Source organism: Idiomarina sp. H2, assembly GCF_004364275.1.
Classification (GTDB): domain Bacteria; phylum Pseudomonadota; class Gammaproteobacteria; order Enterobacterales; family Alteromonadaceae; genus Idiomarina; species Idiomarina loihiensis.
This window is the reverse complement of sequence record NZ_SNZY01000002.1, coordinates 91,685-115,717: the sequence shown is the minus strand read 5'-3', so window position 1 is coordinate 115,717 and position 24,033 is coordinate 91,685. Positions and strand designations below refer to the sequence as shown.

Here is a 24,033-nt window from a genome sequence, read left to right as displayed (position 1 = left end):
ACTAAAACGCAGGAATGTCGGTCTGTGAACGACCCAGAATTAACGCGTGAATATCGTGTGTACCTTCGTAGGTATTAACCGCTTCTAAATTCATCACATGGCGAATAACGTGATACTCATCGGCAATGCCGTTACCGCCGTGCATATCGCGCGCCTGGCGGGCAATATCCAGTGCTTTGCCACAGCTATTGCGCTTAATTAATGAGATGGCTATTGGGTTGAGTGTACCCTTATCCAGCTCGCGCCCAGCTTGCAGGCAGCCTAATAATCCCAGGCTAATTTCGGTCTGCATGTCCGCCAGTTTTTTCTGTATTAACTGGTTTGCTGCCAGCGGGCGACCAAATTGACTGCGTTCTAACGTATATTGTCGTGCTGCGTGCCAGCAGAACTCTGCTGCGCCGAGCGAGCCCCAGGCAATGCCGTAGCGAGCTTTATTCAGGCAACTAAACGGGCCTTTTAAGCCTTTAACTTCCGGAAAAATGTGGTCTTCAGACACCTCAACGCCATCCATAACAATTTCGCCGGTAATAGACGCACGTAGCGAGAACTTACCGTCGATTTTGGGGGCGCTCAGGCCTTTCATGCCTTTTTCCAGTACAAAACCGCGAATCTCGCCGTCGAGTTTTGCCCAGACGACAAACACATCGGCGATAGGCGAGTTGGTTATCCACATTTTAGAGCCAGACAACACATAACCGTTGTCCGTGCGCTTGGCGGTGGTGCGCATACTGGCGGGGTCAGAGCCGGAATCGGGTTCTGTTAAGCCGAAACACCCAACCCATTCACCGCTGGCTAATTTAGGTAAGTATTTCTTGCGCTGAGCCTCGGTACCAAAGGTGTAAATAGGATGCATAACCAAAGAGGATTGCACACTCATAGCACTGCGGTAGCCGCTGTCGACACGTTCAATTTCTCGCGCAATAAGGCCATAGCTAACATGGTTCACACCGCTGCCGCCATATTCTTCCGGTAAGGTCGCGCCGAGTAGCCCCATCTCACCCAGTTCGTTCATAATCTGGCGATCAAAGTTCTCGTTGCGGTTGGCCTCCAGTACGCGAGGCATCAACTTTTCCTGAGCGTACTGATGAGCGCTTTCCTGAATCATTTTTTCTTCATCTGACAAAGCATTTTGCCAGTTGAGCGGATCGGACCAATTGAAACCAGCGGATGACATGTAACCTCCTGAAAAAAGTACTAAGCGACTCGGCTTTCCAGAGCCGTAAAGTCATTAATAGTGAGAATGGATTGCTCGGTGTTAATCAGCTGCTGTTCTTTCAGGGCAGTGAAAATACGGCTGACAGTTTCAACAGCCAGGCCCAGATAATTAGCAATATCCGTGCGTGTCATTGGCAATCGGTACTCACTGCGGGACAATCCATGTTGATGCATGTGCGTGCTTATTGAAAGTAAAAAGGCCACAACTTTCTGTTCAGCACTGGTATTAACAACGTTTAAGTAATGTTTGCTGCAATTTGCTAAGCGTCGACTCATAAGCTGCAGAAGGTTACTTTCAACTTTAGGAAGTTCCTGCGCAAATAATTTGCTCAGTCTAATTTCACACAGCATAGAGGTTTCCATGGTCTCACAATATGTAGCTGCTGAACCGCTGGCTAAGCTCTCAAGACCGACAATGTCGCCAACCATATGAAAGCTGGTAATTTGCTGCTTACCATTGCTGTCAATGGTGTAGCACTTCACCGAGCCGCTTTTTATTGCGAAAACTGAATTGAGTTTTTGCCCTTCACTAAAAACAACATTACGCTTGTTAAAAAGGTGCGGTTCGCGGCTGCATTTATCAAGAATTTCGACATCGGTTGGCACTAAACCGGCGGGAACGCAAATTGATTGCATGCTGCATTGGCTACATTGAATTGGGGTACGCATAGTCATCTCATCTGCTGAATTATTGATCTGGTTCACTATACAAAACCCTCCAGCAAATTTATCTACCTCTAAAGAGAGATGAGAGTTACCCCTTATCTTGTAGAATATCGACAGCCTCTACCGGACATACCGCGTAGCAGTTCGGTGTATCGTAATAGCCTTCACACTCTACGCACTTATCCTGATTTATCTCGTAAATGCTGTCGCCCATTGAAATCGCTTCGGTTGGGCATTCGGGTTCGCAAACATCGCAGTTAATACAGCCATCGTTAATGACAATCATGCTACTTTCCTCACGGTTGCTTCTTTTATCAGAAAACAAAAGGGAATATCGTTCTTCTCGATGCTAACCGGTGTCTGCAGTTTCACTTGATAACCGGAACCGGGCGCGCGGATCATGGCCTCGTCTTTAAGCGACTCCATGCGTGCCAATTGAAACGGATAATTACCTTTGGGTGTCATCAGCAGCAGTTCATCACCAATAGAAAAGCCATTTTTCACCTCAACCTCATATAAGGTTTTGTCGGCGGTTGCTGCTGCCAGTTGCCCGACCAGAATATGCTCGCCTTCGCTGTGCGAGCGTTCATAATTCTGCAAGTCTTGTGGCGTATGGCGTTGTAAGAAACCTGCGGTAAACCCACGGTTTGCCATACTTTCCAGTTCGCTAAGCAGCTCGTTATTAAAAGGCTTACCGGCCACGGCGTCGTCAATTGCGCGCCGATAAACCTGAGCTGTTCTGGCAATGTAATAGTCTGACTTAGTGCGGCCTTCAATTTTTAAAGAATGCACACCCATCTCAACTAAGTCCTTTACATATTCAACCGCGCGTAAATCCTTCGAGTTCATGATGTAGGAGCCGTGTATGTCCTCATCCAGCAACATTAAATCCTGTGGACGCTTCGGGTCACCAAGCAGTACCGGTTCATATTGACCCACAGCGTTTTCCTTTGCTTCATGCACCTCATACCCCCAGCGACAGGCATTGGTGCAGGCGCCTTGGTTTGGGTCGCGCTTGTTCATATAACCAGATAGCAGGCAGCGCCCGGAGTAGGCCATGCAGAGTGCGCCGTGTACAAATACTTCAACTTCCATGTCAGGAACTTGCTTGCGCATTTCAGCAATTTCTTTGAGTCCCAGTTCGCGCGACAAAATAACTCGCTCAATGCCTTGTTGTTGCCAGAACTGAAGTGCAGCCCAGTTGACCGTGTTGGCCTGGACCGATAAGTGTAGAGGTTGGTCGGGAAAGTACTGTTGAAGCAACATAACCACGCCGGGGTCAGACACAATTAAGGCATCTGGCTTCATGTCGACAATGGTGCAAATGTGTTCAACAAAACGGGCCAGCTTGGCGTTGTGCGGCGCAATATTGACTACAACATAAAAACGCTTTCCCTGCTTATGAGCTTCGTTAATGCATTCGCCTAAGTTTTCCAGGGTAAAGCTGTTATTGCGTACCCGCAGGCTATAGCGAGGTTCGCCAGCATAAACGGCATCTGCACCGTAAGCAAAAGCCATACGCATAGCTTCAGGGCTACCGGCGGGACAAAGTAACTCAGGACGGAAATCTGCGGCTGACATAAAACACCTGTATCACCAAATTAACGGTGAAGAATAGCAGAATCGGGGAATTGGCAGCTTGACGCAAATCAAGGAGAGGTAGCGAGGGTAGGTGTTGGCAGATTACCCTCGCGATTACGGGCGATTATTATCGGTCCTTATTGAGGCGCTTTATTACCCTGTAGGTTGACCATCCATACGGCGGCCTCAACCCGGGAGCGTAGCCCCAGTTTCTTTAATAAGTGTTTTACGTGCACTTTAACTGTGCCATCTGAAATATCCAGTTCGCGGGCAATGACTTTATTACTCATGCCTTTGGCAATTAAGCTTAAAATCTCGTGCTCGCGATTGGTTAAGTTACTCAATTGAGAAGTGGTTGACTGCGTTGGTTGGCGCAGTGCGGTCGCCAGTATTTCGGTAATGGCTTCGCTTAAAACCATTTTGCCGGTAACGGCGCGATGAATCTGTTCCAACAGCAGTTCGGGTTCCATGTCTTTTAGCAGGTAACCGTCAGCACCATTGGTAATTGCCGCAACCACATCATCATCAGCATCACTCACTGTTAACATGATGATCCGCGAGGTGACTCCTGAGTCGCGGAGTCTCTTCAGAGTTTCTATGCCATCCATACCCTGCATGTTCAAATCCAGAACGATTAAGTCAGGGTCGTGCTCTACTGCTAGCAGCAAGGCGTCCGGGCCATTACTGGCCTCTGCGACAACGGTCATGTCATCTTCCATCGCAATCAACTGCTTTAATCCTTTACGCAGTAGTGGATGATCATCCACGAGCATAATGCTGGCCGCTTCGGTTGTCATAGTGTTCTCCCTTATAAATTTAACCTGGTTAGTTTGACATAGCTTGTGCACAAATTCACCGCAGACAAGCATTACTTACACTTCTGAATAAAATTCTACTCCGAAAGAGGTAGCTGCTTACTCCATAATAAACCTAAAACTAACTCTTGATGTGAGTTGTATCCAAACCCTCATAGTTGCAAAGTCCTTACTCTGTGAATATGACAACGAATTGCAATGTTATGGGTAAAGTTTCGCAAGCGAATACAATGAGCGATGTTCGTGATTACCTCGGTTCTCGCGCGCTTTCCCGTGGGTTAACGCTGAGTGTGTTATTGCTTGGTGTCACATTTTGGGCAAGCTGGAGCGTTATCGTTGTATTACTGGCAAAATCAAACCTTAACTTAAGCCCGGTTCAGTTGCTGTCATTAGTCGCTATTGCTGGGGCAAGCGGTGCTGTGTCCAAGTTGTTAGGAACTTTGCTAGTCAATATCCTCGGACGATGGATGCCTACAGTTATTGCCACGCTTATGCTGCTAATGAGTATTATCAGTTTTGTGCAATTTTCAGCTGTGCAGCTGAGCTATCCTATATTGGTTGCTTTAGCTGCGGGGTCAGGCATGGGCTGCATGATGTTTGCGCCTGCATTCGACTTAACCCGCCAGTCAAAGGTCATGATCCCCTTGCCGTTGTCCATGAGCCTGGTTATCGGCATGATGATATTCTCTCTGTTTTTAGCTCAGCTGGTTGTGCCTCTGCTGGCTACCTGGCAGTTAGCTGCGGTAGATTCCGCTCTCATACTCGAGCGCAGCAGTGGTCATTTTTTCGCTCGCATCGAGGCTGGCCAGACTATTTTGCTAAACAATTTCAGTTTTGTCTGGGCGATTCTTTTTGGCCTGACAGCCATTTTGAGCGCCGCGGCTGCTTTATTGTCAAACCACAAACAGTCATTACCCAAAGTCACTTTAAGAAAGCTGCTGGCTCACAATGGGCACGTTTGGTATTGCAGTATTCTGTACAACATGACGTTTGGTAGCTTTATTGGCTTTACTATGGCATTGCCACTGATGCTGGAATTTGTGTTTGGTTACAGCACCTTAATTCTGGTTTGGATGGGGCCTTTTATTGCTCTGTTAGCCAGGCCTTTCGGACGTTGGCTGGCGACTATTTTTGGTGGCGCTCTGATAACGCAAGTGAGTCTGTTGTTGATGATGATATTCGGGGCTTTGGCTGGCCGCTACATGTATTTTGCTCAACATGGTGCCACTGAACTCTACTTTGAGCCTTTCTTCATCAGCATGCTGGGACTGATTTTTACCAGCGCCTTGGGGAACGGTTCAGTCGTTGTCAGTATGACCAAAGTCTTTCCCAGAACTTATACTCACAGAGTGTTAATTTGGGCGGGCACTATCGCTATGCTGGGTGCGGTTTATTTGCCCTTGCGCTTTGCCTGGGCTTTGCAGTCGCAAAACATGGACACCGTTTATATCGACTTCATTGTTTTCTATGTTATCGGGCTCTTGTTAAACGGTTTTGTCTATTTGCGCCGACGCGGCCAGTTCTATAACCCTTAAGAGTGTGGACGGTGTCTTTCACTATTGCAGCAAATAGTCCGGTGTAAAGGTGAAGCAAACTTCCGTGCCGCCGCTTTCCAGTCTTGAGATTTTTATTTCACCACCAAGATTACGACTGCGTTCCTGCATAATGGCTAACCCGTAATGATTAACCTTCTCCGCATTCTCAGGTAAACCGATGCCATCGTCAGTAATTTTAAGTTCCACGTCCTGTCCACTGGGCTGCGATAGGCTAATGTGTACTTCGCTCCCCTGACTATGGTTGACCGCATTCTGACTGGCTTCACGAATAATTTGCAGTAAATGGATTTCTTCATGAGGTACCAGCGGAATGTTGTTAAGACGGTAATCCAGATGGACAACCATATTACTTTGTTCGGTTAACTGTTTAACCGTCGTCTGCAATGCGCTGTAAAGGCCTGAACCATCCACTTTTAAGCGGAAGGTCGTTAGCAACTCCCGCAACTGTCGGTAGGCTGAGTTTAGGCCTTCTCTCAGTTCGCTACTGACATCATCTATCGTGGCGCGATCGTTCTTTTCAATGCCTTTGTGTAGCCGCGTAACCTGAATTTTTAAGTAGGACAAAGCCTGTGCCAGTGAGTCGTGCAGCTCGCGGGCTATAACGGTACGCTCGTGCATTAGTGCCAGCCGGCGCACTTGCTCTTCCTCAGATTTCAGGCTTTGCGATAAGGCAAGCTGGTCAGCTGTAGAGCTCATCAATTGCTGTTGCCAGGTAGCCAGAGGCTGTCCCTGTTCGCAGCGAACAATTAATACACCGTAGTTTTGATCTTCCCGTTTTAGCACAAAGCGATAAACCAGTTTGTCTTCTATTACCGAAGCACCAGGGCCTGCTTTAAGGCAGGTAGCGCAGTCACCGGCCTCACAGGGTTCGTGTGAATTGGGACGCGGTTGCAGTTGCAAAAACGGGCGATTGCCTTCTTCCGTTAACAGACATAACTCAATGTCATCCACTTCTCCAATTTCGTACAGCTTTTCGATAACTTGCTGGTAATTATTGTAGTCATAACTGTGCACGATAATGGAGCGGGCGGTATCGTACAGAAAGGACAACACCTTGTTTTTGCGCGACAGTTCCTGAGTTTGTTGCTCTACCCGGCGTTCAAGACCACCATAAAAGTAGCTGACGGTTTCCGACATTTTGTTCATTGTGCGGGACAGCTGGCCTATTTCATCTTCGTTATCGATTTTTGACTTAGCGGTAAAGTCGCCCTGACCCAAACGTTTGGAAACCGCCAGCAGGTGTCGAAGCGGTTGGTTGATTTTCCGTTTTAGCACGGTAAGTAAAAAGAAAAATATGGCAACGATAAAAAATGAGGCTAAAGCCAGCGAGCTACGAACCGTCTCCATTCGTCTTTCTGAATGCTCTTGTAGCTGGCCAACCAGAGTGTCCAGCTGATTCACATAGTTGTCTATGGCGTTACTTTGTTGCTGAGAAAAGCGAGCAAAATCCTGCTCTGCTATTTCTGAGTGTACCCGCTGCCATTCGGTTCTGGCGTCTTTGGCCAGCTGTTGAATGCTACCGCCAGCTTTTACGAAGTGACGATGAAGTAAAGGTTGTTCCCAGAGAGTGTCTATTTCCTGCGCCGTTTCGCTGGCTGGAACTTTCTTGCCGCTAGATAGCTGCAGCGCAAACTTATAGGCTTTCATCCGGTGTGAGCCCGCAACGTTAATCAGCTCCGCGTCCTGCTCCGATTTTTCCAAAAGCCAGAATGCAGATAGAGAAGAGGCGCTGGCAACAATTACGATAAGCGCAAGTGATACTCTGAAGACATTAATTATAGAAGCGTTGCGTATCATTCCGGGCGACGTCCTGAGCGAAAGTTCCGGTACATGATATAGCATTTCGAAAGAGTGGAACAAATAAGTGCGGATTAATTCATCAGGTTATTGCGGTGAAGAACTTTCTCGGTTCGGCGCGCTAACTTCTCCATAAAAACTAAGTCCGCTAAGGTTGGCTCTGCCAGTTCGTTGTCCAGGTCGGCCCGCCATTGGCTGACTTCAGCATCCAGCATTTCCATCATTTTTTTAGAGCAGCCACGACAAATACCCTGGCACATATCGGCTTCTTTTAAGCCAAAAGGAATATGCTTACGAATGACATCGAGTAATTGATACATCGCGGTTTTGGTATCGGGTTTGCGGCTCATACATCCTCCAGTAAACGCCTCACAAAAGAAAAGCCAGGCTTCTGCAACGATTGCAGAAGCCTGGTTTATTAAGGGTTAATCAGATTTGTGTTTTAGGCCTTTTACAACTTGCCAGCTGATGCCTAACGCACCCACGATGAAGACCATGTCGCCAACCGTACGGAACCAGCGTAGGTTCTGTAATAGCGGTTGCTGCATAAAGGCTTCACTGCGCGCATACCACAAGCCTTCGCTGGCAGCGGCGTAGAACTGGATAAAGCCGACAGGCAACAAGCTGGTGAAGAGCATTAGTGCTAAGCCAATGTTCATGGTCCAGAACGCCATTTTCATCAGTTTTTCATCGAACTGCAGGTTCGGGCGAATGTAGCGCAGAATCAACAGCACGAAACCAAGCGCCAGGAATCCGTACACACCAAATAAAGCTGCATGTGCGTGAGTTGGCGTAGTGTTCAAGCCTTGCACATAGTACAGCGAAATAGGTGGGTTGATCATAAAGCCGAGTACACCTGCGCCCAGCATGTTCCAGAAAGCAACTGCAACGAAGCACAATAGTGGCCACTTAATGCGTTGCATCCAGGTTGCGCGTTTTTGCAGGCTGTAGTTCTCCCAGGCTTCATAGCCCAGAACAATCAGTGGCACCACTTCTAATGCTGAGAACGTTGCACCCACGGCCATGACCGGAGTGGTTGTACCGGCAAAGTACAAGTGGTGGAACGTACCTGGTACACCTCCGAGCATAAACAGCGACGCGGAAGCTAACGCAGCCACGGTTGCCATGCGGCGGGAAACTAAGCCCATGCTGTGGAAAATGAAGGCCAGTGACGCCGTTGCGAATACTTCGAAGAAACCTTCTACCCACAGGTGAACAATCCACCAGCGCCAGTATTCCATGATAGAAATGTGAGTACGTTCGCCGTAGAAGAAGCCAGCGCCATAGAATAGGCCAATGGCAACAACTGAAGCGGTAAATAATGCCAGTAAGTTCTTATCGCCTTTGACTTTGAATGCGCCGACAACACAACGCATCATCAGTACCAGCCAGAAAACGATACCGAGGAACTTACCAATTTGCCATAGGCGACCTAAGTCGACGTATTCGTAGCCCTGATGGCCTAACCAGAAGTTCAGGTGCTCCGGCATGATTTGCGCAATGGCTAACCAGTTACCGATAAAGGTACCTGCGACAACCAGAACCAGTGCCCAGAACAGGATATCGACACCCAGTTTCTGATACTTAGGATCTTTACCGCCATTAATAATCGGCGCCAGGAAGAGGCCAGCAGCCAGGAACCCGGTTGCTATCCAGAACATGGCAGCCTGAATGTGCCAGGTACGGGTTAGTGAGTAGGGGAACCACTCGGAAATATTAATGCCGTAGAACTCCTGTCCTTCGACTGTGTAGTGTGCGGTTAAGCCACCCAGTAAAACTTGTAGCGAGAACAGCGCGACCACAATAAAAAGGTATTTACCTAAGGCTTTTTGTGAGGGCGTGAGCTTAATTTTGGCTATCGGATCATGTTCTGGAGCAACAGGGTCTTCTTCGTCGTGTTGACGTAAAAACGCCCATGCCCAGATTAAGAAGCCAACACCGGCAATTAAGAGAATAACGCTGACAATAGACCAGATAATATTTTCCGCGCTCGGCACATTGTCTATCAGAGTCTCATGTGGCCAGTTGTTGGTATAAGTAATATCTGAGTCAAAACGTTCTGTCGACGCGGCCCATGCTGTCCAGAAGAAAAAGTCGTTCATTACCGCACGACGTGCTTCTGAAGGAAGCGTATTTTCTTTCATGGCGTAGTTAACGCGGGTAGGGCGCAGCTCCGGGTCATCGCTGAACAGTTTTGAGTAATACTCGCCGGTTTGCTCAATGGCCTTAATGCGTCGTGAACTTAGAATAACGGTATCTGAAGCTTTATCGTAAGTATTGGTCCGATACTCTTCTTTTAGCTCGTATTCAAGTTGATTTTGCTGTGAACCCTCAAGCTGTTCGTAGGGTTTACCAAAGACTTCGTTGGCGCGAATGTCCAGCCAGGCCAGAAGTTCGCGGTGTAGCCAGTCAGCTGTCCAGTCGGGCGCCTGATAAGCACCGTGCCCCCAAATGGAACCCAGCTGCATGCCACCAACAGACTGCCAGGCGGTTTGCCCGTCTAAAACAGACTCTTCGGTTGCAATGACTTTGCCATTGGTACTCATGAACTTATCCGGAATAGGCGGAGCTTCCCGGTAAACTTCCGTTCCGAAGTACCCTAAAAGTCCAAAAGTAATTGCGAGAACTGCAATTAGCGTCCACCAAAGCTTACGATAACCGGCCATAATTGACCTCCTTGATGCTGAACAGCTTCATATTGTTACTCCATAGGTTTATGAGCAGAGAATTTTTATTAATTCGCTATGCATTCACCTAAGTGCAATATTAAGGCCATAGTTTAATCAACTGATAAATAAGGGATTTAATTCTAAAAGGGTATTTATGACTTAAGTTTATTAGGTTGTTTTTACTTTTATGGTTAAAAGTACCCGAAAGGTTATTTCTACCCTTTAATGGGTATCTCTTTGTGGCTCCGGTCATTTTTTCCTTCTTGCTTAAATCTTGAGCGTGATCAATGCGCCCGAAACAGACTTAACTATGCTGAAGCACAATATGTAGTGATTATTTTTATATTAATAACAATATATGGTGTTTTATGGCGATTTACCCTACAAGGCTACATTACAGCGCGGAGCAAATTGTCTGGCAGGAGGTTCCCGGAGAAGTGGCCTTGGCTTACACCATTACCGGCTGCCCGGTTGGCTGTAAAGGCTGCCACAGTGTGGATAGCTGGCCGGTGGGAAGCGGGTCGCCTTTAACGCAGGAACATCTGGCACAGCAGCTGCAAAAATACCGTGGGTTAATTAGCTGCGTTCTCTTTCTGGGCGGCGAATGGCAGCCCACAGCACTACTGAAACTATTAAAGCAAGTACGAAACGAAGGGCTGGAAACCTGCCTGTATACCGGCTATGAAAACGTCACTCTGGCCCTTCGCGAACAACTGACTTACTTAAAAACCGGGCCGTGGATTGCTGCCCGGGGCGGGCTGGAAAGCCCAACCACCAACCAACGCTTTTATGATTTACGGACCCAGCAGTTATTGAACTGCAAGTTTCAAACAGGAGAATAATTATGTTGCGCTTAAACGAGGAACAAGTCACTGGCAAAGTCGATTTCATTCACGAGTATCTGCATGCTCAAAACGCGGCTGATGGCTCGAAAATGGATGCAAACGCCAACGTCACACAAAAGAATATAGCAACGCTTGAAGCTGAGTTAATGAAAGACTTTTTTGTGCAGGTTAACCGCAAGCAAGTCAGCAATAAAATCAGTGAGCTTTTTGGTAACGAGCTGGCAAAAGAGTACGTTCGACAAATTGAAGATCATGAAATATACGTACATGACGAAACCAGCCTCAAACCTTACTGTGTTTCAGTCACTATGTATCCGTTTTTACGTGACGGCTTAACTAAGCTGGGTGGCGAATCTCAGGCACCCAGGCACCTGGAATCGTTTTGCGGTACCTTTGTTAACTTCGTTTTTGCCGTGAGTTCGCAGTTTGCCGGAGCCGTTGCCACGGTCGAGTTCTTAACTTACTTTGATTACTTTGCCCGTAAAGACTACGGCGACGATTATTTAAATACCCATCGTCACCAGATTGAAAACCATCTGCAGCACGTGGTGTATGCGCTGAATCAGCCTGCGGCAGCACGCGGCTACCAGAGTGTGTTCTGGAACATCTCAATTTACGACCAGCATTACTTTGACAGTATGTTTGGTGAGTTTGTTTTCCCTGCGGACTTCACTAAGCCAGAGTGGAGCTCGGTTAGCGCACTACAGGATTTCTTCCTGGACTGGTTTAACAAGGAACGGGAAAAGACCATTTTGACCTTCCCTGTGGTGACGGTGGCCATGTTAACCGACAAGGGACAATGCAAAGATCAGGCATTTGCCGAAAAAATTGCTGGAGAAATGGCAGGCGGAAATTCCTTCTTTGTCTACTTGTCCGACAATGCCGACTCGTTAGCGTCCTGTTGCCGGCTACGTAGTGAAATTAGCGATAATACCTTTTCTTATACTCTGGGTGCAGGTGGTGTCGCGACAGGCTCTATTAATGTCATAACCATGAACATGAACCGTTTGGTGCAGGATGGCAGAGATTTAGAGGAAGAAGTCAGCAAAATTCATAAATATCAAGTGGCTTACAGAAAGCTGATGGAAGAGTACAAAGAAGCGGGCCTGTTAACCGTGTACGACGCGGGTTTTATTACCCTGGACAAGCAGTTTTTGACTATTGGTATTAACGGCATGGTTGAAGCGGCTGAATCTCAGGGCATTACTGCGGGAAACAACGAGGCCTATAAAGACTTTGTACAAAGCCATTTAAAAGTGATTTACGACGCCAATAAAGCGGCGAAAAAAGAATACGGTTATATGTTCAACACTGAGTTTGTGCCAGCAGAAAACCTGGGTGTGAAAAACGCTAAGTGGGACAGAGCTGACGGCTATAAAGTGACCCGTGACTGCTACAACTCTTATTTTTATGCGGTGGAAGACGAAGAGGCCAATGCGCTGGATAAACTGGTTCTTCACGGAAAAGAATTGATTGAATACCTGGATGGCGGTTCGGCATTGCATTTGAACCTTGATGAAAAGCTCAACACCTCAGGCTATTTGTCGTTACTCAATATTGCCGCGAAAACGGGCTGTAATTACTTCTGCATTAACGTCAAAATTACCATTTGTAACGCCTGCGAGCAGATTGATAAACGCACCTTAAGCGAATGTTCCAGCTGTGGCTCTGAGGACATTGACTACGGAACCCGGGTTATTGGTTACTTAAAACGAGTGTCTGCTTTTAGTGCAGGCCGTCGAAAAGAGCACCATTTGCGTCATTATCATCGCAAGCAGCCTGCAGAGGTTGCTGTGGGTGCGGCACAATCGAATAGGGTATTGCGCCGAGCAAGCTAAACTGGCACAAAATGATTACAGAGAGGGATGAGTTTTCCCTCTTTCTGTAGCTCTCAGAATTCGAGTTTTGTGGTAATCTCCGCGCGAAAATTCCTGCCGGAATAATCAAACACTTTCATTCTTAACCACCAACCAACAAGGAGAGTTGGTGCAGTTTATATTTTGGTTCTGAACTGCACTGAAAAAACGCTATGAAAAAACTACTGTTTACCGTCATTTCGCTGCTGTTTTCGGTATCAGTGCTGGCTGCAGAACCATCTGCTGACCGTATCGATCTCACCTCATCGACCGTTGGTTACGCTGCCATCGTCATTTTTATTCTTGCGTATATTTTGGTGATGGGTGAAGAGAAACTGCACATGAGAAAATCCAAGCCTGTGCTGGTTGCGGCAGGGGTTATCTGGATCCTCATAGGGTTTGTTTATAGTGGCGACAATGCCGTTCTGGCGGAAGAGGCGTTCCGGGAAAACTTATTAAAATTCGCAGAGCTGATGTTGTTTTTGCTGGTGGCAATGACCTACATTAATGCTCTGGAAGAGCGGCGTTTGTTCGATGCGCTCAGCGCCTGGTTGATGAAAAAGGGCTTTACCTATAGAAAGCTCTTCTGGATAACCGGCTTTTTAGCGTTTTTCATTTCGCCTATTGCGGACAACCTGACTACCGCTTTGTTAATGTCGGCTGTGGTCATGAAAGTTGCCGAGGGCAATAAAAAGTTCGTCGCGCTTTGCTGTTCCAGTATTGTTATAGCGGTTAATGCCGCCGGTGCCTTCAGCCCGTTTGGGGACATAACCACGCTTATGGTGTGGCAGTCCGGCAAGGTAGAATTTACCGAGTTCTTACAGCTGTTTGTACCCGCGTTAGTGAACTACTTAATACCCGCAGTTATCATGAGCTTCTTTATTGAGAACAAAAGTCCGACAACATTGCATACCGAAGTCGAGCTTAAGCGCGGAGCCCTGCGCATTACGTTCTTATTCTTGTTAACAGTCGCAACCGCCGTTGCATGCCACATTTGGCTGCATTTACCGCCGGTGCTCGGCATGATGATGGGGCTGGGCTACTTACAGTTCTTCGGTTACTTCCTGCGTATGACCCTGCCGGGATCGCTGGCGCGCAAGCGAGCAATGGCAGAACGCGAAGGCGACCAAAAACGCCTGCAACAACTTGGTGGTGTCGTGCCATTCGACGTATTCAGCCGGGTTTCCCGTGCCGAATGGGACACCTTGCTGTTTTTCTACGGCATTGTGCTGTGCGTTGGCGGTTTAGGCTTTATGGGTTATTTAGGTTTACTGTCCGAGTCTCTTTACGGTGGTTTAGACCCAACCATAGCAAACAGTATTCTAGGCGTGGTCTCCGCTCTTGTGGATAACATCCCTGTGATGTTCGCAGTACTGTCCATGGACCCTGAAATGTCCACCGGACACTGGCTGCTAATAACCCTGGCCTGTTGTACCGGCGGCAGCCTGCTCTCTATCGGTTCCGCATCAGGCGTCGCCTTAATGGGACAAGCCAGAGGTTACTACACCTTTATGTCGCACCTGAAATGGACACCGGTAATAGCCATAGGCTACGCAGCCAGCATCCTGCTACACCTATGGCTAAACCAAGCCACCTTCCTCAGCTAGCGGGGAAGGGGAAAGGACTCTCTTGCGATTAAGGTTCCCGGCTCAGAGAGACGCCTGCAAGTACGTCCCTGTAAGGCTTGGGTGGCGCCATCCTTGGCGCCACACACTCTCTGAGCCGGAAACCTCAACCACTCGACGTCCTTTCCCTAACCTATGCTTTGCCGAGGCTTCTTCGGCGCTCTTGCTTTTCGGATACTGTCGTTCAGCCGGCTATTAAGGTTTGTTTTCCGAAGTCAGCTGATAGAGGTAACCCGGTCGCGGCACGCGCCGGAGAGCTGGTAAGAAAGTGTGTGGCGCCAAGGATGGCGCCACCCAAGCCCCCAGGGATGGGTTTACGGCGTCTTTCTTACCAGCTCTCCAAGCGTAACCGAGGCCGGGTTACCGCCCCCAGCCAGCTAAACGACTTTGGAGTAGCGGTTTTGGCCGTGGTCCAGGTATTCGTCGAAACAGGCGCAGATGCTGCGAACCCAGAGGCGACCTAAGTCGGTGACGCGGAGCTTTTTGTCGGAAACGTCGACTAAGCCGTCTTCAATGAATGGTTTTAGTAGCGGTATGGCTTCGGCGAAATGAGCCCAGAAATCGTCGAGATCCCATTGTGCTTTAAAGGCTTCTATATCAAGCTCGAAATGGCAAATAACCTGAGAAATTAATGCGGCACGCAGCTTATCTTCGTCGTTTAACGCCATGCTTTTTATAATGGGTTTTTGTCCGTTATCTATCATTTTGTAGTAGGCAGGAAGCTCTTTTTCGTGTTGCCACAGTACACCGTTTACCTGGCTAATGGATGAAACACCTAAGCCCAGCAGTGCGTCCTGACCGTCGGTGGTGTAGCCCTGGAAGTTACGCTGCAAGCGGCCTTCGCGCTGAGCTATGGCAAGTCCATCGTCTTTTTTTGCAAAATGGTCCATGCCGATAAATTGGTAACCGGCGTCGTTCAGTTGTGTAATGGCTTGTTCCAGCAAACTCAACTTAACCGATGGCTGCGGAATGGATTCTTCCGGTATTTTCTTCTGCCCGGCAAAACGTTGAGGTAAATGCGCATAGCTAAATACCGAGATGCGGTCAGGATCCATTTCAATGACTTGCTCAATAGACTTCTTAAAGGTTTCCGGACGCTGGTAAGGCAGGCCGTAAATAAGGTCTAAGTTGATTGACTCAAAGCCTATCTCTTTACTGAGCTTTAGCTGATGCGCAATAAGCTCAATATCCTGCACGCGATTGATCGCAATTTGCACTTTCTTGTCAAAGTCCTGCACCCCGTAGCTGACACGGTTAAAACCCAGTTTACGTAAATGGCGAAGTTTTTCGTCGCTGCAGCTGCGTGGGTCAATCTCTATGCTGACTTCAGGGTTGTCCGCGAAGGTAAAATGCTGATGAACCAGTTCCATTAGGCGGGTCAGTTGCTGCTCAGTCAAAAAGGTTGGGGTGCCACCGCCTAAATGAATCTGACGGATCTTCTTGTCTCTTACCATAGGCTGGTACATCGCCATTTCGCGGGCGAGGTAATCCAGATATTTATCTGCTTTATGCTGGTGGCGGGTAATCACTTTATTGCAACCACAGTAATAACAAAGCTTGTGGCAGAAAGGTAAGTGCAAATAAAGACACAGTCCGTCATTTGCATTTTTCAGCGCGGTTTCTATGCGGCTTTCTGAAAATTGTTCGGAAAGCATTAACGCTGTGGGATAAGACGTATAACGAGGTCCATTAATGTTGTATTTTTCTATTAACTCTTTATCCCAGGTAACTGTACTCATAACCACCTCTTGACCCCAGTCAAAAACTATTTAATTAACTTGTCTGTATTGTTTCACCTTTTTCTTTATAAATAAAATCACTAAACCGGTCTCCTATTAAATATAAGGTCCTTGGTAGCTTTTGATTTACCTCAATGGTGTCTAAGAAGTTTTTTAAATGTAACCCTAATTCGGTATTGCCTTTTACCATTAGTTTCCGATTAAAGAATAAAGTGTCGGGGTCAACCTTTCCGTAAATCAGTAAAAGCAGTGCGTCACCGTCTGCTGAGAGCTGTACGTCGGGTTCAAATGGGCTCTTGAGGGATTTTAGTTGGTTTCCTTTTAACGTCAAAAATAGAGATAAATCAATGTCTTTAACCTTTATCTCTATTATGTTTCCAGAAATAAAATTAAGCTCCCCTGATGAGATTTCTTCCTTAAATAAAATATTTAATAACTTTTCAGACCCGAAGTTAATAAATTTCGATGGAATTAATTTGTTTATTGGTCGAATTATATTAGGTATAGAAGATACCCAGTTGGTGGTATTCATATTTTGCTCCGTTTACAACAACAAAATAAAAGTTGTGAGCACTATAATGAATTAATAATTATGGTGCTACAAAATATTAAATAGAGGTTTTAAATGGAACTGCTTTGTCCGGCCGGAAGTATCCCTGCATTAAAAGCGGCAATAGAAAATGGTGCCGATGCGGTCTATGTGGGGTTAAAGGATGAAACCAATGCACGTCATTTCGCTGGTCTGAATTTAAATCAGATGAAGCTGGCAGAAGCAGCGGACTATGTGCATAAACATGGTCGTAAACTGCACGTTGCCATTAATACCTTTGCGCATGCCAACAGTTGGGAGAAATGGCGTCGGGCAGTTGATGATGCTGTTCTGGCCGGTGCTGATGTACTGATTATTGCAGACCTCGCGGTTTTGGCTTACGCGGCTGAAAGGTACCCCAAAGTTGAAAGGCACTTGTCGGTGCAGGCATCTGCAACCAACGCCGGAGCCATCCGCTTTTATCAGCAGTTTGGCGTGTCGCGGGTGGTCTTGCCCCGAGTGCTGTCTATGCAGCAAGTCAGAGCCCTGGCGCGCACAACTGACGTCGAGCTGGAAGTCTTTGCTTTCGGTAGCCTCTGCATTATGGCGGAGGGGCGTTGTTATCTTAGCTCTTATTTAACCGGCGAGTCTCCTAATACCGCTGGAGCCTGCTCACCTGCGGCTTTTGTGGAGTGGGACGAACAGGACAATAAACTGGAGTCACGGCTTAACGGCGTGCTTATCGACCGTTTTGATGAAAACGAAAAAGCGGGTTATCCCACTCTATGCAAAGGGCGTTTTTCGGTTGACGACGAAACTTACAACGTACTGGAAGAACCGACCAGCCTGAATACCTTAAGTTTGTTGCCGCAACTGTATAAAGAAGGCATTGCCTCGTTAAAAATTGAAGGGCGGCAGCGCAGCCCGGCTTATGTGTCGCAAATTACCAGAGTCTGGCGTCAGGCTATCGATGCCGTTATGACCGACCCGGACGCCTTTGAAGTGGAAGATAACTGGAATTCGGTTCTGGCCTCACTTTCTGAAGGCAGTCAAACGACGCTGGGCGCGTACCACCGGAAATGGAAGTAACCAATATGAAGTTTTCTCTAGGACCTATTCTGTATTTTTGGCCGAAACAGCAGGTTTTTGATTTTTATCAGCGAGCTGCCGAGTCGGATGTTGAACACGTGTATCTTGGTGAAACCGTCTGTAGCAAGCGTCGTGAGTTAAAGCTGGATGACTATCTGGCGATAGCGCATATGCTGAGAGAAGCCGGGAAAAAAGTAACGCTGTCGACAATGACCTTGTTGGAAGCTCCTGCGGAGCTCCGGGAGCTGGGTAAATATTGCGATAATGGCGAGTTTTATGTTGAAGCCAATGATGTCAGTGCTATTGGGGTGCTGCAGGAGCAGGGACTGAACTTTACCGCCGGGCCGGCCATTAATATTTATAATCACCAGAGCCTGCGCCGTTTAATTGATATGGGTATGACCCGTTGGGTGGTTCCATTTGAACTTTCCCGCGACTGGCTGCAGGACGTGTTACAGCACAACCTTATTGACACTGTGAGGGACTGCTTTGACGTGGAAGTTTTCTCCTTTGGTCATATACCTTTGGCCTGGTCTGGTCGCTGCTTTACCGCTCGCTCAGAGAACCGGCCGAAAGATCAGTGCGAGCTGTGTTGCATAAAATACCCGGAAGGCCGGGAAGTGAAAAGCCAGGAAGGTCAGCAGGTGTTTGTACTTAATGGTATTCAGACGCAATCGGGTACACGCTATAACCTGATAAACCAGCTACCGGGTATGAATGACCTGGTCGATATTGTGCGTATTAGTCCGCAACCCGAGGGAACTTTCGACTGGCTACAACGCTTCCGCAGTAATATCAATGGGGAACACCCCGTGACCCTGACGAGCAAAGAGAACAATGGCTATTGGTTGCAACTGGCGGGGCTAGCGACAGGCTAGAATCTCTAAATAGGTATTAACTGACTTTTAGTGGTAGAGCGTCGATCTTAGTCAAAATAAAAGGTATATTAAAAATGTATCTTTTATTAATAAGCGGTGACAGTGATGCAAATCACAGACAGACAAAAAGAAGAGCAGTTAACTCCTATTCTGCGGCAGGCGTTTCGGCCTCTGTTCCTTTTGGGGGCAGGGTTTAGCGCCATAGCGATGCTGCTGTGGGGGGTAGCACTTAGCGGAAAGCTCAGTTTGCCTGTATACGGCAACATCATGTTCTGGCACAGCCATGAAATGATATTTGGCTTCGTTATTGCCATAGTCCTGGGGTTTTTATTAACTGCGGTGCAGAACTGGACCGGACTTAGAGCACCACATGGCAAGACTCTGCTTAGTCTGACCGTTTTATGGGCAGCCGCCAGGTTAATGTTGCTGTTGGGCGGTGAACTGCCGTGGTGGTTGGTTGCAGGCGTGGATGTCAGTCTGTTACCTGTCGCCGCGTTGCTGTTCGGGCGTATGGTGTTAAAAGTAAATCAGACCCGGAATTTATTCTTTGTGCCCATTTTGCTGTTGCTGACGGTGTGCAACTTGCTTATGCATTACGGCTTACACTTTGGTCACTATCATATTCAGGTGCTTGGCGCTTACAACGCGGTATTTCTGGTGACTTTGTTAATGGCCATTATTGGCGGACGAGTGTTGCCAATGTTTACTGCCAACGGGACTCAAACACCTAAAGTAACGCCAATAGTCTGGCTTGATCGTATAGCTTTAGGCAGCTTGTGGCTTATCTTCGCTGTGCACTTTCTGAATCTGCACACGCTGTTACCTAACCAGATAATGGTCGTTTTATTTGGCGTTTCAGCGGTGGCAACCGGCATAAGAGTTGCGCGCTGGAAAATCTGGATAACCTGGAGAGTACCGCTGCTTTGGTCACTGCATTTAGCTTATTGGTTTATTCCCGTTGGTCTGGCGTTATTTGCATTGCGTTACGCGGGTTTCGACCTGACGCAGAGTCTGGCGCTGCACGCCTTAACCGCAGGAGCTATGGGGAATATGATTCTTAGCATGATAGCGCGCGTCTCGTTGGGTCATAGTGGGCGTCCGTTGCAACCAAAACTGATAATGACCGGCGCATTTTTATTGGTATTAATAGCTGCATTAACCCGGGTCTTTTTAATGTGGCTGGTTCCTGATTTAGCCAGCCACTGGTTAATGTGTAGTGCTTTAGCCTGGACTCTGGCTTATGGCATTTATGTTGTGGTTTATTTTAAGGTGCTGACAACACCCCGCGCCGACGGTAACCCGGGTTAAGTCTTTTCCGGAGAGTGGTCGGGGCGCGTAGCCAGCCAGCACCCGACCACAACCAGCACAACACCGACAATTGCTTTTAGCCACACCGGAACTTGCGGAACAAATAACCATAGCACCAGGTACCCGGTTGCCATCATAACTAAGGCTATGATTTTAGAGCGGCGTTTAACCACTCGGTGCTCGCGCCAGGCTCGTATGTCCGGGCCGTATTTGGGGTGGTTAAGCAACCAGGTTTCAAGCCGGGGCCAGCCTTTACTAGCAGCCCACAATGCAGCAATGAGAAAAGGTACTGTGGGCATTACCGGCAGGGCAATGCCGATAAGTCCAAGTAATACAAAAAATAGCGCCAGAGCGCGCCACAATAATCGAATTAACAGCTCCCGCGTCACGACTTCATTCCTAATCGACTGGCCATTTTGTGCAGGTTACTGGCATCCAGCTGCAGGTCTTTAGCGGCCTGACTCCAACTGTTGTTATGGCGGCCTAAAGCCGCTTCTATCATCTTACGCTGAGTATAATTTACCGCTTCTTTCATCGACACGTTAGCCTGAGGTAAGCCGGTTCCAGCAGAATTTTTCCCAGAGTCGGTGGTGGCTGACAAAGGCAGTTGCACATCAAGATCCAGCATGTCGGGTTCAATGGTGGCAATATCGGTTTTTTCCACACCGTGGCTAAGCAGCTTAATAGCGGCCCGGCTGATAACATGTTCCAGTTCACGCACATTACCCGGCCACTGATACTGTTGTATGGCAAGCTCAGCCTCCGGCGATAAGCGCAAAGCCCGCAACCCCAGACGAGCCCGGTTTAGCTCGAGAAAATGCCCGGCCAGAATAGACACATCGTCACCGCGCTCACGTAATGGCGGAATGGGCAAAGGATAAACCGAAAGGCGGTGGTATAAATCAGCACGGAAAGTTTCATTACTGACTTGCTGGCGCAGGTTGCGGTTGGTGGCGGCTATAAGGCGAACATCTACTTTTCGGTATTTGTCAGAGCCCAAACGCTGAATTTCACCATTTTGCAGTACTCGCAATAATTTAGCCTGTATGGATAGTGGCAGCTCGCCAACTTCATCCAGAAACAGCGTACCGCCGTGAGCGACTTCAAAGCGTCCTGAACGGTCGCTGGTTGCGCCGGAAAACGCCCCTTTTACATGACCAAAAAGCTCGCTTTCTGCAAGTGATTCGGGTAGAGCCGCGCAATTTACATAAATAAGGGGTTTGTCGCTGCGCTGTGAGAGTATGTGCAGTTCACGGGCAAACAGCTCTTTACCGACACCAGTCTCGCCCAGTAGCAGTACGGGCAAATCGGCACTGGCAACCACTCGTAGTTCTTTCAGCACACTTTCAATAGCTTTGCTGTGCCCGATAATTTCCGACTCGTTTCTTTCTGTGGTTCCGGATTTTGGCATGGTGCGCTGCTGGCCTTGTCGCAGAGCCCTGACGTTTTGCTCCAGCTGGCCAATGCGAACGGCGGTCTCAACGAACAAGCTAAACTTTTGCAGTTCAATCATTGAGTTGTCGGTAAATGTACCGGGTTGCAGTGCGTCTAAGGTCAGTACACCCCAACACTTATTCTCCAGATACAAACTAATACCCATGCAGTCGTGAACGGGCAGCGCATTACCTGGCTGCTCAGCGAGCAGTCCGTCGTAGGGGTCCGGTAATGACGAATCGTGCTCAAACCGCACGGGGTTACGAGATGCCAGCAATGCCGCTAACCTGGGGTGCTGTGCTACAACAAACCGACGACCCAGCGCTTCGCGTACCAGTCCCTGAATAGCAACCGGTTGCAGCACTTCATTATCCAGCTTTAATAAAACCACTGCGCCACAGTTGAAGTGACTGCGTAAGGTGTTGACTAAATTTTGTAAACGAACCGCTGCAGGCTGCTCGGTAAGCAGGTCTGCTAATAGACTTTCTTGCAACATGGTTAAATTGACTGCCCAGGTTAAAAATACCCTTATTGGTTGGGTTGATAGTACCGTGACACCCCGGAGAGTCAATAATCCTAACGGGGTAGGAGATGGCCTGTTTGTTGCAATCCTGACCGGAGTAAGAAACTTTATTTAGCAAACAGGAGTGACCCATGAGTACTTTCGATGACCGTTTACAGACTGCCGAGCAACAATGGCAGGACGCTTCACCCAAGCATTTGATAGAGCATATTTATCTGCGTTTTCATCAGCGCCATCGCGAACAACTTCCTGAGTTAAAGCAATTGGCCATGCGCGTTGAAGCTGTTCATGGTGATCACCCCGAAGCCCCGGTTGGTCTGACTGAACACCTGGATAACCTGATGCAGGAGCTGGAAAGCCACATGACAAAAGAAGAACAAATTCTTTTTCCTTTGCTGTCTCGTGGTGTTTATCCCGGCGGGCCAATTTCAGTAATGGAAAGCGAACACGTTCAGCATGAAGGTGAACTTAATAGAATTGACGAACTGACCAATAACTTAACGCTACCGGAAGGCGCCTGTGGTACCTGGACAGCTCTTTATAAAGGCTTAAAAGAGCTGCAGGATGATTTGCACGAGCATATTCACCTGGAAAACAACCTGCTTTTTGTTGAAAAGAAAGCATCGGCACCTGAGCACGGTAAAGATTTTTGTTGCGGTTCGTGTCAGTAACCCTGCTTAAAGTACATCACCTTTTCTAAATACCGACGGCTCTCCGCCAACGGATGCTTAGAAGTTAAGTCCCGGTAAACAATGCCGGGCTGACTTCGGTTTATAATTTGAACCGCGTTGCTGCGGTTGGAAGAAAAGGTTTTCAGCACGTTACCGGCGCCACCATTGTATGCTGAAACAATAGCGTATTCGCGACTGCGCGGATGTTGCACACCTTTTAAGTACTGGGTGTTCAAAATGTGCAAATAGGCACTGCCAATATCGATGTTCTGAGCCGGGTCAAACAATTGTTGAGACGTGGGCTGCCCGGGAATTTTACGAACGCGCTCAAACACGTCACGTCCGGCGGTCGATGCCACTACCTGCATTAAGCCGTAAGCGTTAGCGTGGCTCACCGCATAAGGGTTAAAACTGCTTTCGGTTTCAATAATGGCATAAATAAGCTCAGGCTCCAGGTTATAGCGTCGCGCTGCGGCTATCACGTAGTCGGCATACTGGTGTTTGCGTAGCTCCTGGTGTTCATCGACCAAAGCAATTTGAACCTCATACACCTTGTTGTTTTTAGCGCGCCGGGTGCGCAACTGGTTTTTCACCAAATACTCGGCAAAGCGATTCGCCCGCCATTCGTACTCGACGATCACATTGTCCTGGTCAACAACTTGCCCGCGCAAAAATGGTTTTCCCGTCCGTTCAGGCTCTTTATCGGTAAAAATATCAACGGCAGTGAGGTCGGCTGGCGTTAACAGCGTACGCACAATAGCGGCTTTGAGTTGTTCCCGGGTTTTGGCTGGATCATTGCTGTCATGCAATGTCGCAACGGTCAGCAGGCCCTGCTCAAAATCGACAACGGCTTTGGCATGAAAGTTATCACTGTATTTAACGTACTTTTTCGCGCTGGGAACCGTGTTTTCCTCGTCACCCCATATGGCCTCAGCAACGGCACGCAGATCGCGCAAAGCCTTGCGTAAGTCCTCAATGTCGCTAATAAGCTGTTGCGGGTTGCTGCGGTAGCTGTGCAAACGCTCACGCGCCATAGATTCCACCACTGCACTTGGGTCGTTACCGCTAAGCACGCCGGAATTGACCACGCGTTTTACGTTATTAGGTGTTATTTGGCATCCTGCCAAAATTAGCGTTGTGGCTATAGCCGCCAGCAGAGTGGTTAATTGAGTCTTTTTATTCATAGCGCCTAAATTGAGCTTCACTTCCCTTGTTCAAGCTTTTACATTAGAGAGAC

The 24,033-nt window shown here is 48.0% G+C and carries 21 protein-coding genes; 8 read left to right on the top strand and 13 right to left on the bottom strand.

Annotated elements, in window-relative coordinates; genetic code table 11:
- Position 1 precedes the first annotated feature (1 nt).
- The 5 genes from DET62_RS02765 to narL form a co-directional block, all read right to left on the bottom strand.
- Positions 2-1,174, bottom strand: coding sequence for an acyl-CoA dehydrogenase (locus DET62_RS02765; protein ID WP_110012987.1), 1,173 nt, complete (start codon positions 1,172-1,174; stop codon positions 2-4).
- 20 nt (positions 1,175-1,194) lie between these two features.
- On the bottom strand, positions 1,195-1,851 hold the full coding sequence (locus DET62_RS02760; protein WP_016341254.1) for a helix-turn-helix domain-containing protein: 657 nt from the start codon (positions 1,849-1,851) through the stop codon (positions 1,195-1,197).
- A 118-nt stretch (positions 1,852-1,969) separates the two neighbouring features.
- On the bottom strand, positions 1,970-2,167 hold the full coding sequence (locus tag DET62_RS02755; RefSeq protein WP_011233443.1) for a YfhL family 4Fe-4S dicluster ferredoxin: 198 nt from the start codon (positions 2,165-2,167) through the stop codon (positions 1,970-1,972).
- Entirely contained in the window at positions 2,164-3,462 is a 1,299-nt protein-coding gene (gene yegQ / locus DET62_RS02750) for a tRNA 5-hydroxyuridine modification protein YegQ (protein ID WP_110012988.1), read from the bottom strand. The genes DET62_RS02755 and yegQ overlap by 4 nt, the downstream gene beginning before the upstream one ends.
- A gap of 137 nt (positions 3,463-3,599) precedes the next feature.
- Positions 3,600-4,259 carry a two-component system response regulator NarL gene (narL, locus tag DET62_RS02745; RefSeq protein ID WP_011233445.1) on the bottom strand — a complete coding sequence of 220 codons (660 nt, stop codon included), beginning with the start codon at positions 4,257-4,259 and terminating at the stop codon, positions 3,600-3,602.
- 248 nt (positions 4,260-4,507) lie between these two features.
- Here narL and DET62_RS02740 point away from each other — a divergent pair, with 248 nt between their 5' ends.
- Positions 4,508-5,812, top strand: a complete 1,305-nt coding sequence (locus tag DET62_RS02740; RefSeq protein ID WP_227016371.1) for a nitrate/nitrite transporter — start codon at positions 4,508-4,510, stop codon at positions 5,810-5,812.
- Positions 5,813-5,833: 21 nt separating this feature from the next.
- Here DET62_RS02740 and DET62_RS02735 read toward each other — a convergent pair whose 3' ends face one another.
- From DET62_RS02735 to DET62_RS02725, 3 genes are all read right to left on the bottom strand, one after another.
- On the bottom strand, positions 5,834-7,630 hold the full coding sequence (locus tag DET62_RS02735) for an ATP-binding protein (RefSeq protein WP_110012990.1): 1,797 nt from the start codon (positions 7,628-7,630) through the stop codon (positions 5,834-5,836).
- A gap of 74 nt (positions 7,631-7,704) precedes the next feature.
- The gene (locus DET62_RS02730) at positions 7,705-7,980 is read right to left on the bottom strand and encodes a hypothetical protein (protein WP_110012991.1); all 276 of its coding nucleotides are present in this window, start codon (positions 7,978-7,980) and stop codon (positions 7,705-7,707) included.
- Positions 7,981-8,055: 75 nt separating this feature from the next.
- Entirely contained in the window at positions 8,056-10,296 is a 2,241-nt protein-coding gene (locus DET62_RS02725; protein WP_110012992.1) for a nitric-oxide reductase large subunit, read from the bottom strand.
- Positions 10,297-10,667: 371 nt separating this feature from the next.
- Between DET62_RS02725 and nrdG the strand changes: the two genes are divergently transcribed.
- The 3 genes from nrdG to nhaD all read left to right on the top strand — a co-directional run bounded on the left by nrdG (position 10,668) and on the right by nhaD (position 14,607).
- Positions 10,668-11,141, top strand: a complete 474-nt coding sequence (gene nrdG / locus DET62_RS02720) for an anaerobic ribonucleoside-triphosphate reductase activating protein (RefSeq protein WP_110012993.1) — start codon at positions 10,668-10,670, stop codon at positions 11,139-11,141.
- Positions 11,142-11,143: 2 nt separating this feature from the next.
- Positions 11,144-12,982 carry an anaerobic ribonucleoside-triphosphate reductase gene (gene nrdD, locus DET62_RS02715; protein ID WP_110012994.1) on the top strand — a complete coding sequence of 613 codons (1,839 nt, stop codon included), beginning with the start codon at positions 11,144-11,146 and terminating at the stop codon, positions 12,980-12,982.
- Positions 12,983-13,173: 191 nt separating this feature from the next.
- Entirely contained in the window at positions 13,174-14,607 is a 1,434-nt protein-coding gene (gene nhaD / locus DET62_RS02710; RefSeq protein ID WP_110012995.1) for a sodium:proton antiporter NhaD, read from the top strand.
- A 395-nt stretch (positions 14,608-15,002) separates the two neighbouring features.
- On the opposite strand, the gene hemN is transcribed toward nhaD, so the two are convergent.
- Together hemN and DET62_RS02700 are read right to left on the bottom strand one after the other, a co-directional pair.
- Positions 15,003-16,364 (bottom strand): oxygen-independent coproporphyrinogen III oxidase, encoded by a 1,362-nt coding sequence (gene hemN / locus DET62_RS02705; RefSeq protein ID WP_110012996.1) that lies wholly within the window; start codon positions 16,362-16,364, stop codon positions 15,003-15,005.
- A 34-nt stretch (positions 16,365-16,398) separates the two neighbouring features.
- Positions 16,399-16,896 (bottom strand): SCP2 sterol-binding domain-containing protein, encoded by a 498-nt coding sequence (locus tag DET62_RS02700; RefSeq protein WP_110012997.1) that lies wholly within the window; start codon positions 16,894-16,896, stop codon positions 16,399-16,401.
- Between the two features lie 93 nt (positions 16,897-16,989).
- Between DET62_RS02700 and DET62_RS02695 the strand changes: the two genes are divergently transcribed.
- The 3 genes from DET62_RS02695 (at position 16,990) to DET62_RS02685 (ending at position 20,168) form a co-directional block, all read left to right on the top strand.
- Positions 16,990-17,982, top strand: a complete 993-nt coding sequence (locus DET62_RS02695; protein WP_110012998.1) for a peptidase U32 family protein — start codon at positions 16,990-16,992, stop codon at positions 17,980-17,982.
- Between the two features lie 5 nt (positions 17,983-17,987).
- A complete protein-coding gene (locus tag DET62_RS02690) occupies positions 17,988-18,860 on the top strand; it encodes a U32 family peptidase (RefSeq protein WP_110013072.1) in 873 nt (290 codons plus the stop codon).
- Between the two features lie 105 nt (positions 18,861-18,965).
- On the top strand, positions 18,966-20,168 hold the full coding sequence (locus DET62_RS02685; protein WP_110012999.1) for an NnrS family protein: 1,203 nt from the start codon (positions 18,966-18,968) through the stop codon (positions 20,166-20,168).
- Here DET62_RS02685 and DET62_RS02680 read toward each other — a convergent pair.
- Both DET62_RS02680 and norR read right to left on the bottom strand, forming a co-directional pair.
- On the bottom strand, positions 20,165-20,557 hold the full coding sequence (locus DET62_RS02680; RefSeq protein WP_110013000.1) for a YbaN family protein: 393 nt from the start codon (positions 20,555-20,557) through the stop codon (positions 20,165-20,167). The genes DET62_RS02685 and DET62_RS02680 overlap by 4 nt on opposite strands.
- Positions 20,554-22,098, bottom strand: a complete 1,545-nt coding sequence (gene norR / locus DET62_RS02675; RefSeq protein WP_110013001.1) for a nitric oxide reductase transcriptional regulator NorR — start codon at positions 22,096-22,098, stop codon at positions 20,554-20,556. The genes DET62_RS02680 and norR overlap by 4 nt, the downstream gene beginning before the upstream one ends.
- 158 nt (positions 22,099-22,256) lie before the next feature.
- On the opposite strand from norR, the gene DET62_RS02670 reads away from it, so the two are divergent.
- Entirely contained in the window at positions 22,257-22,796 is a 540-nt protein-coding gene (locus DET62_RS02670) for a hemerythrin domain-containing protein (RefSeq protein ID WP_110013002.1), read from the top strand.
- On the opposite strand, the gene DET62_RS02665 is transcribed toward DET62_RS02670, so the two are convergent.
- Positions 22,790-23,980: a murein transglycosylase domain-containing protein gene (locus tag DET62_RS02665; protein ID WP_110013003.1), complete on the bottom strand. Its 1,191-nt coding sequence runs from the start codon at positions 23,978-23,980 to the stop codon at positions 22,790-22,792. The genes DET62_RS02670 and DET62_RS02665 overlap by 7 nt on opposite strands.
- Between the last annotated feature and the right edge of the window lie 53 nt (positions 23,981-24,033).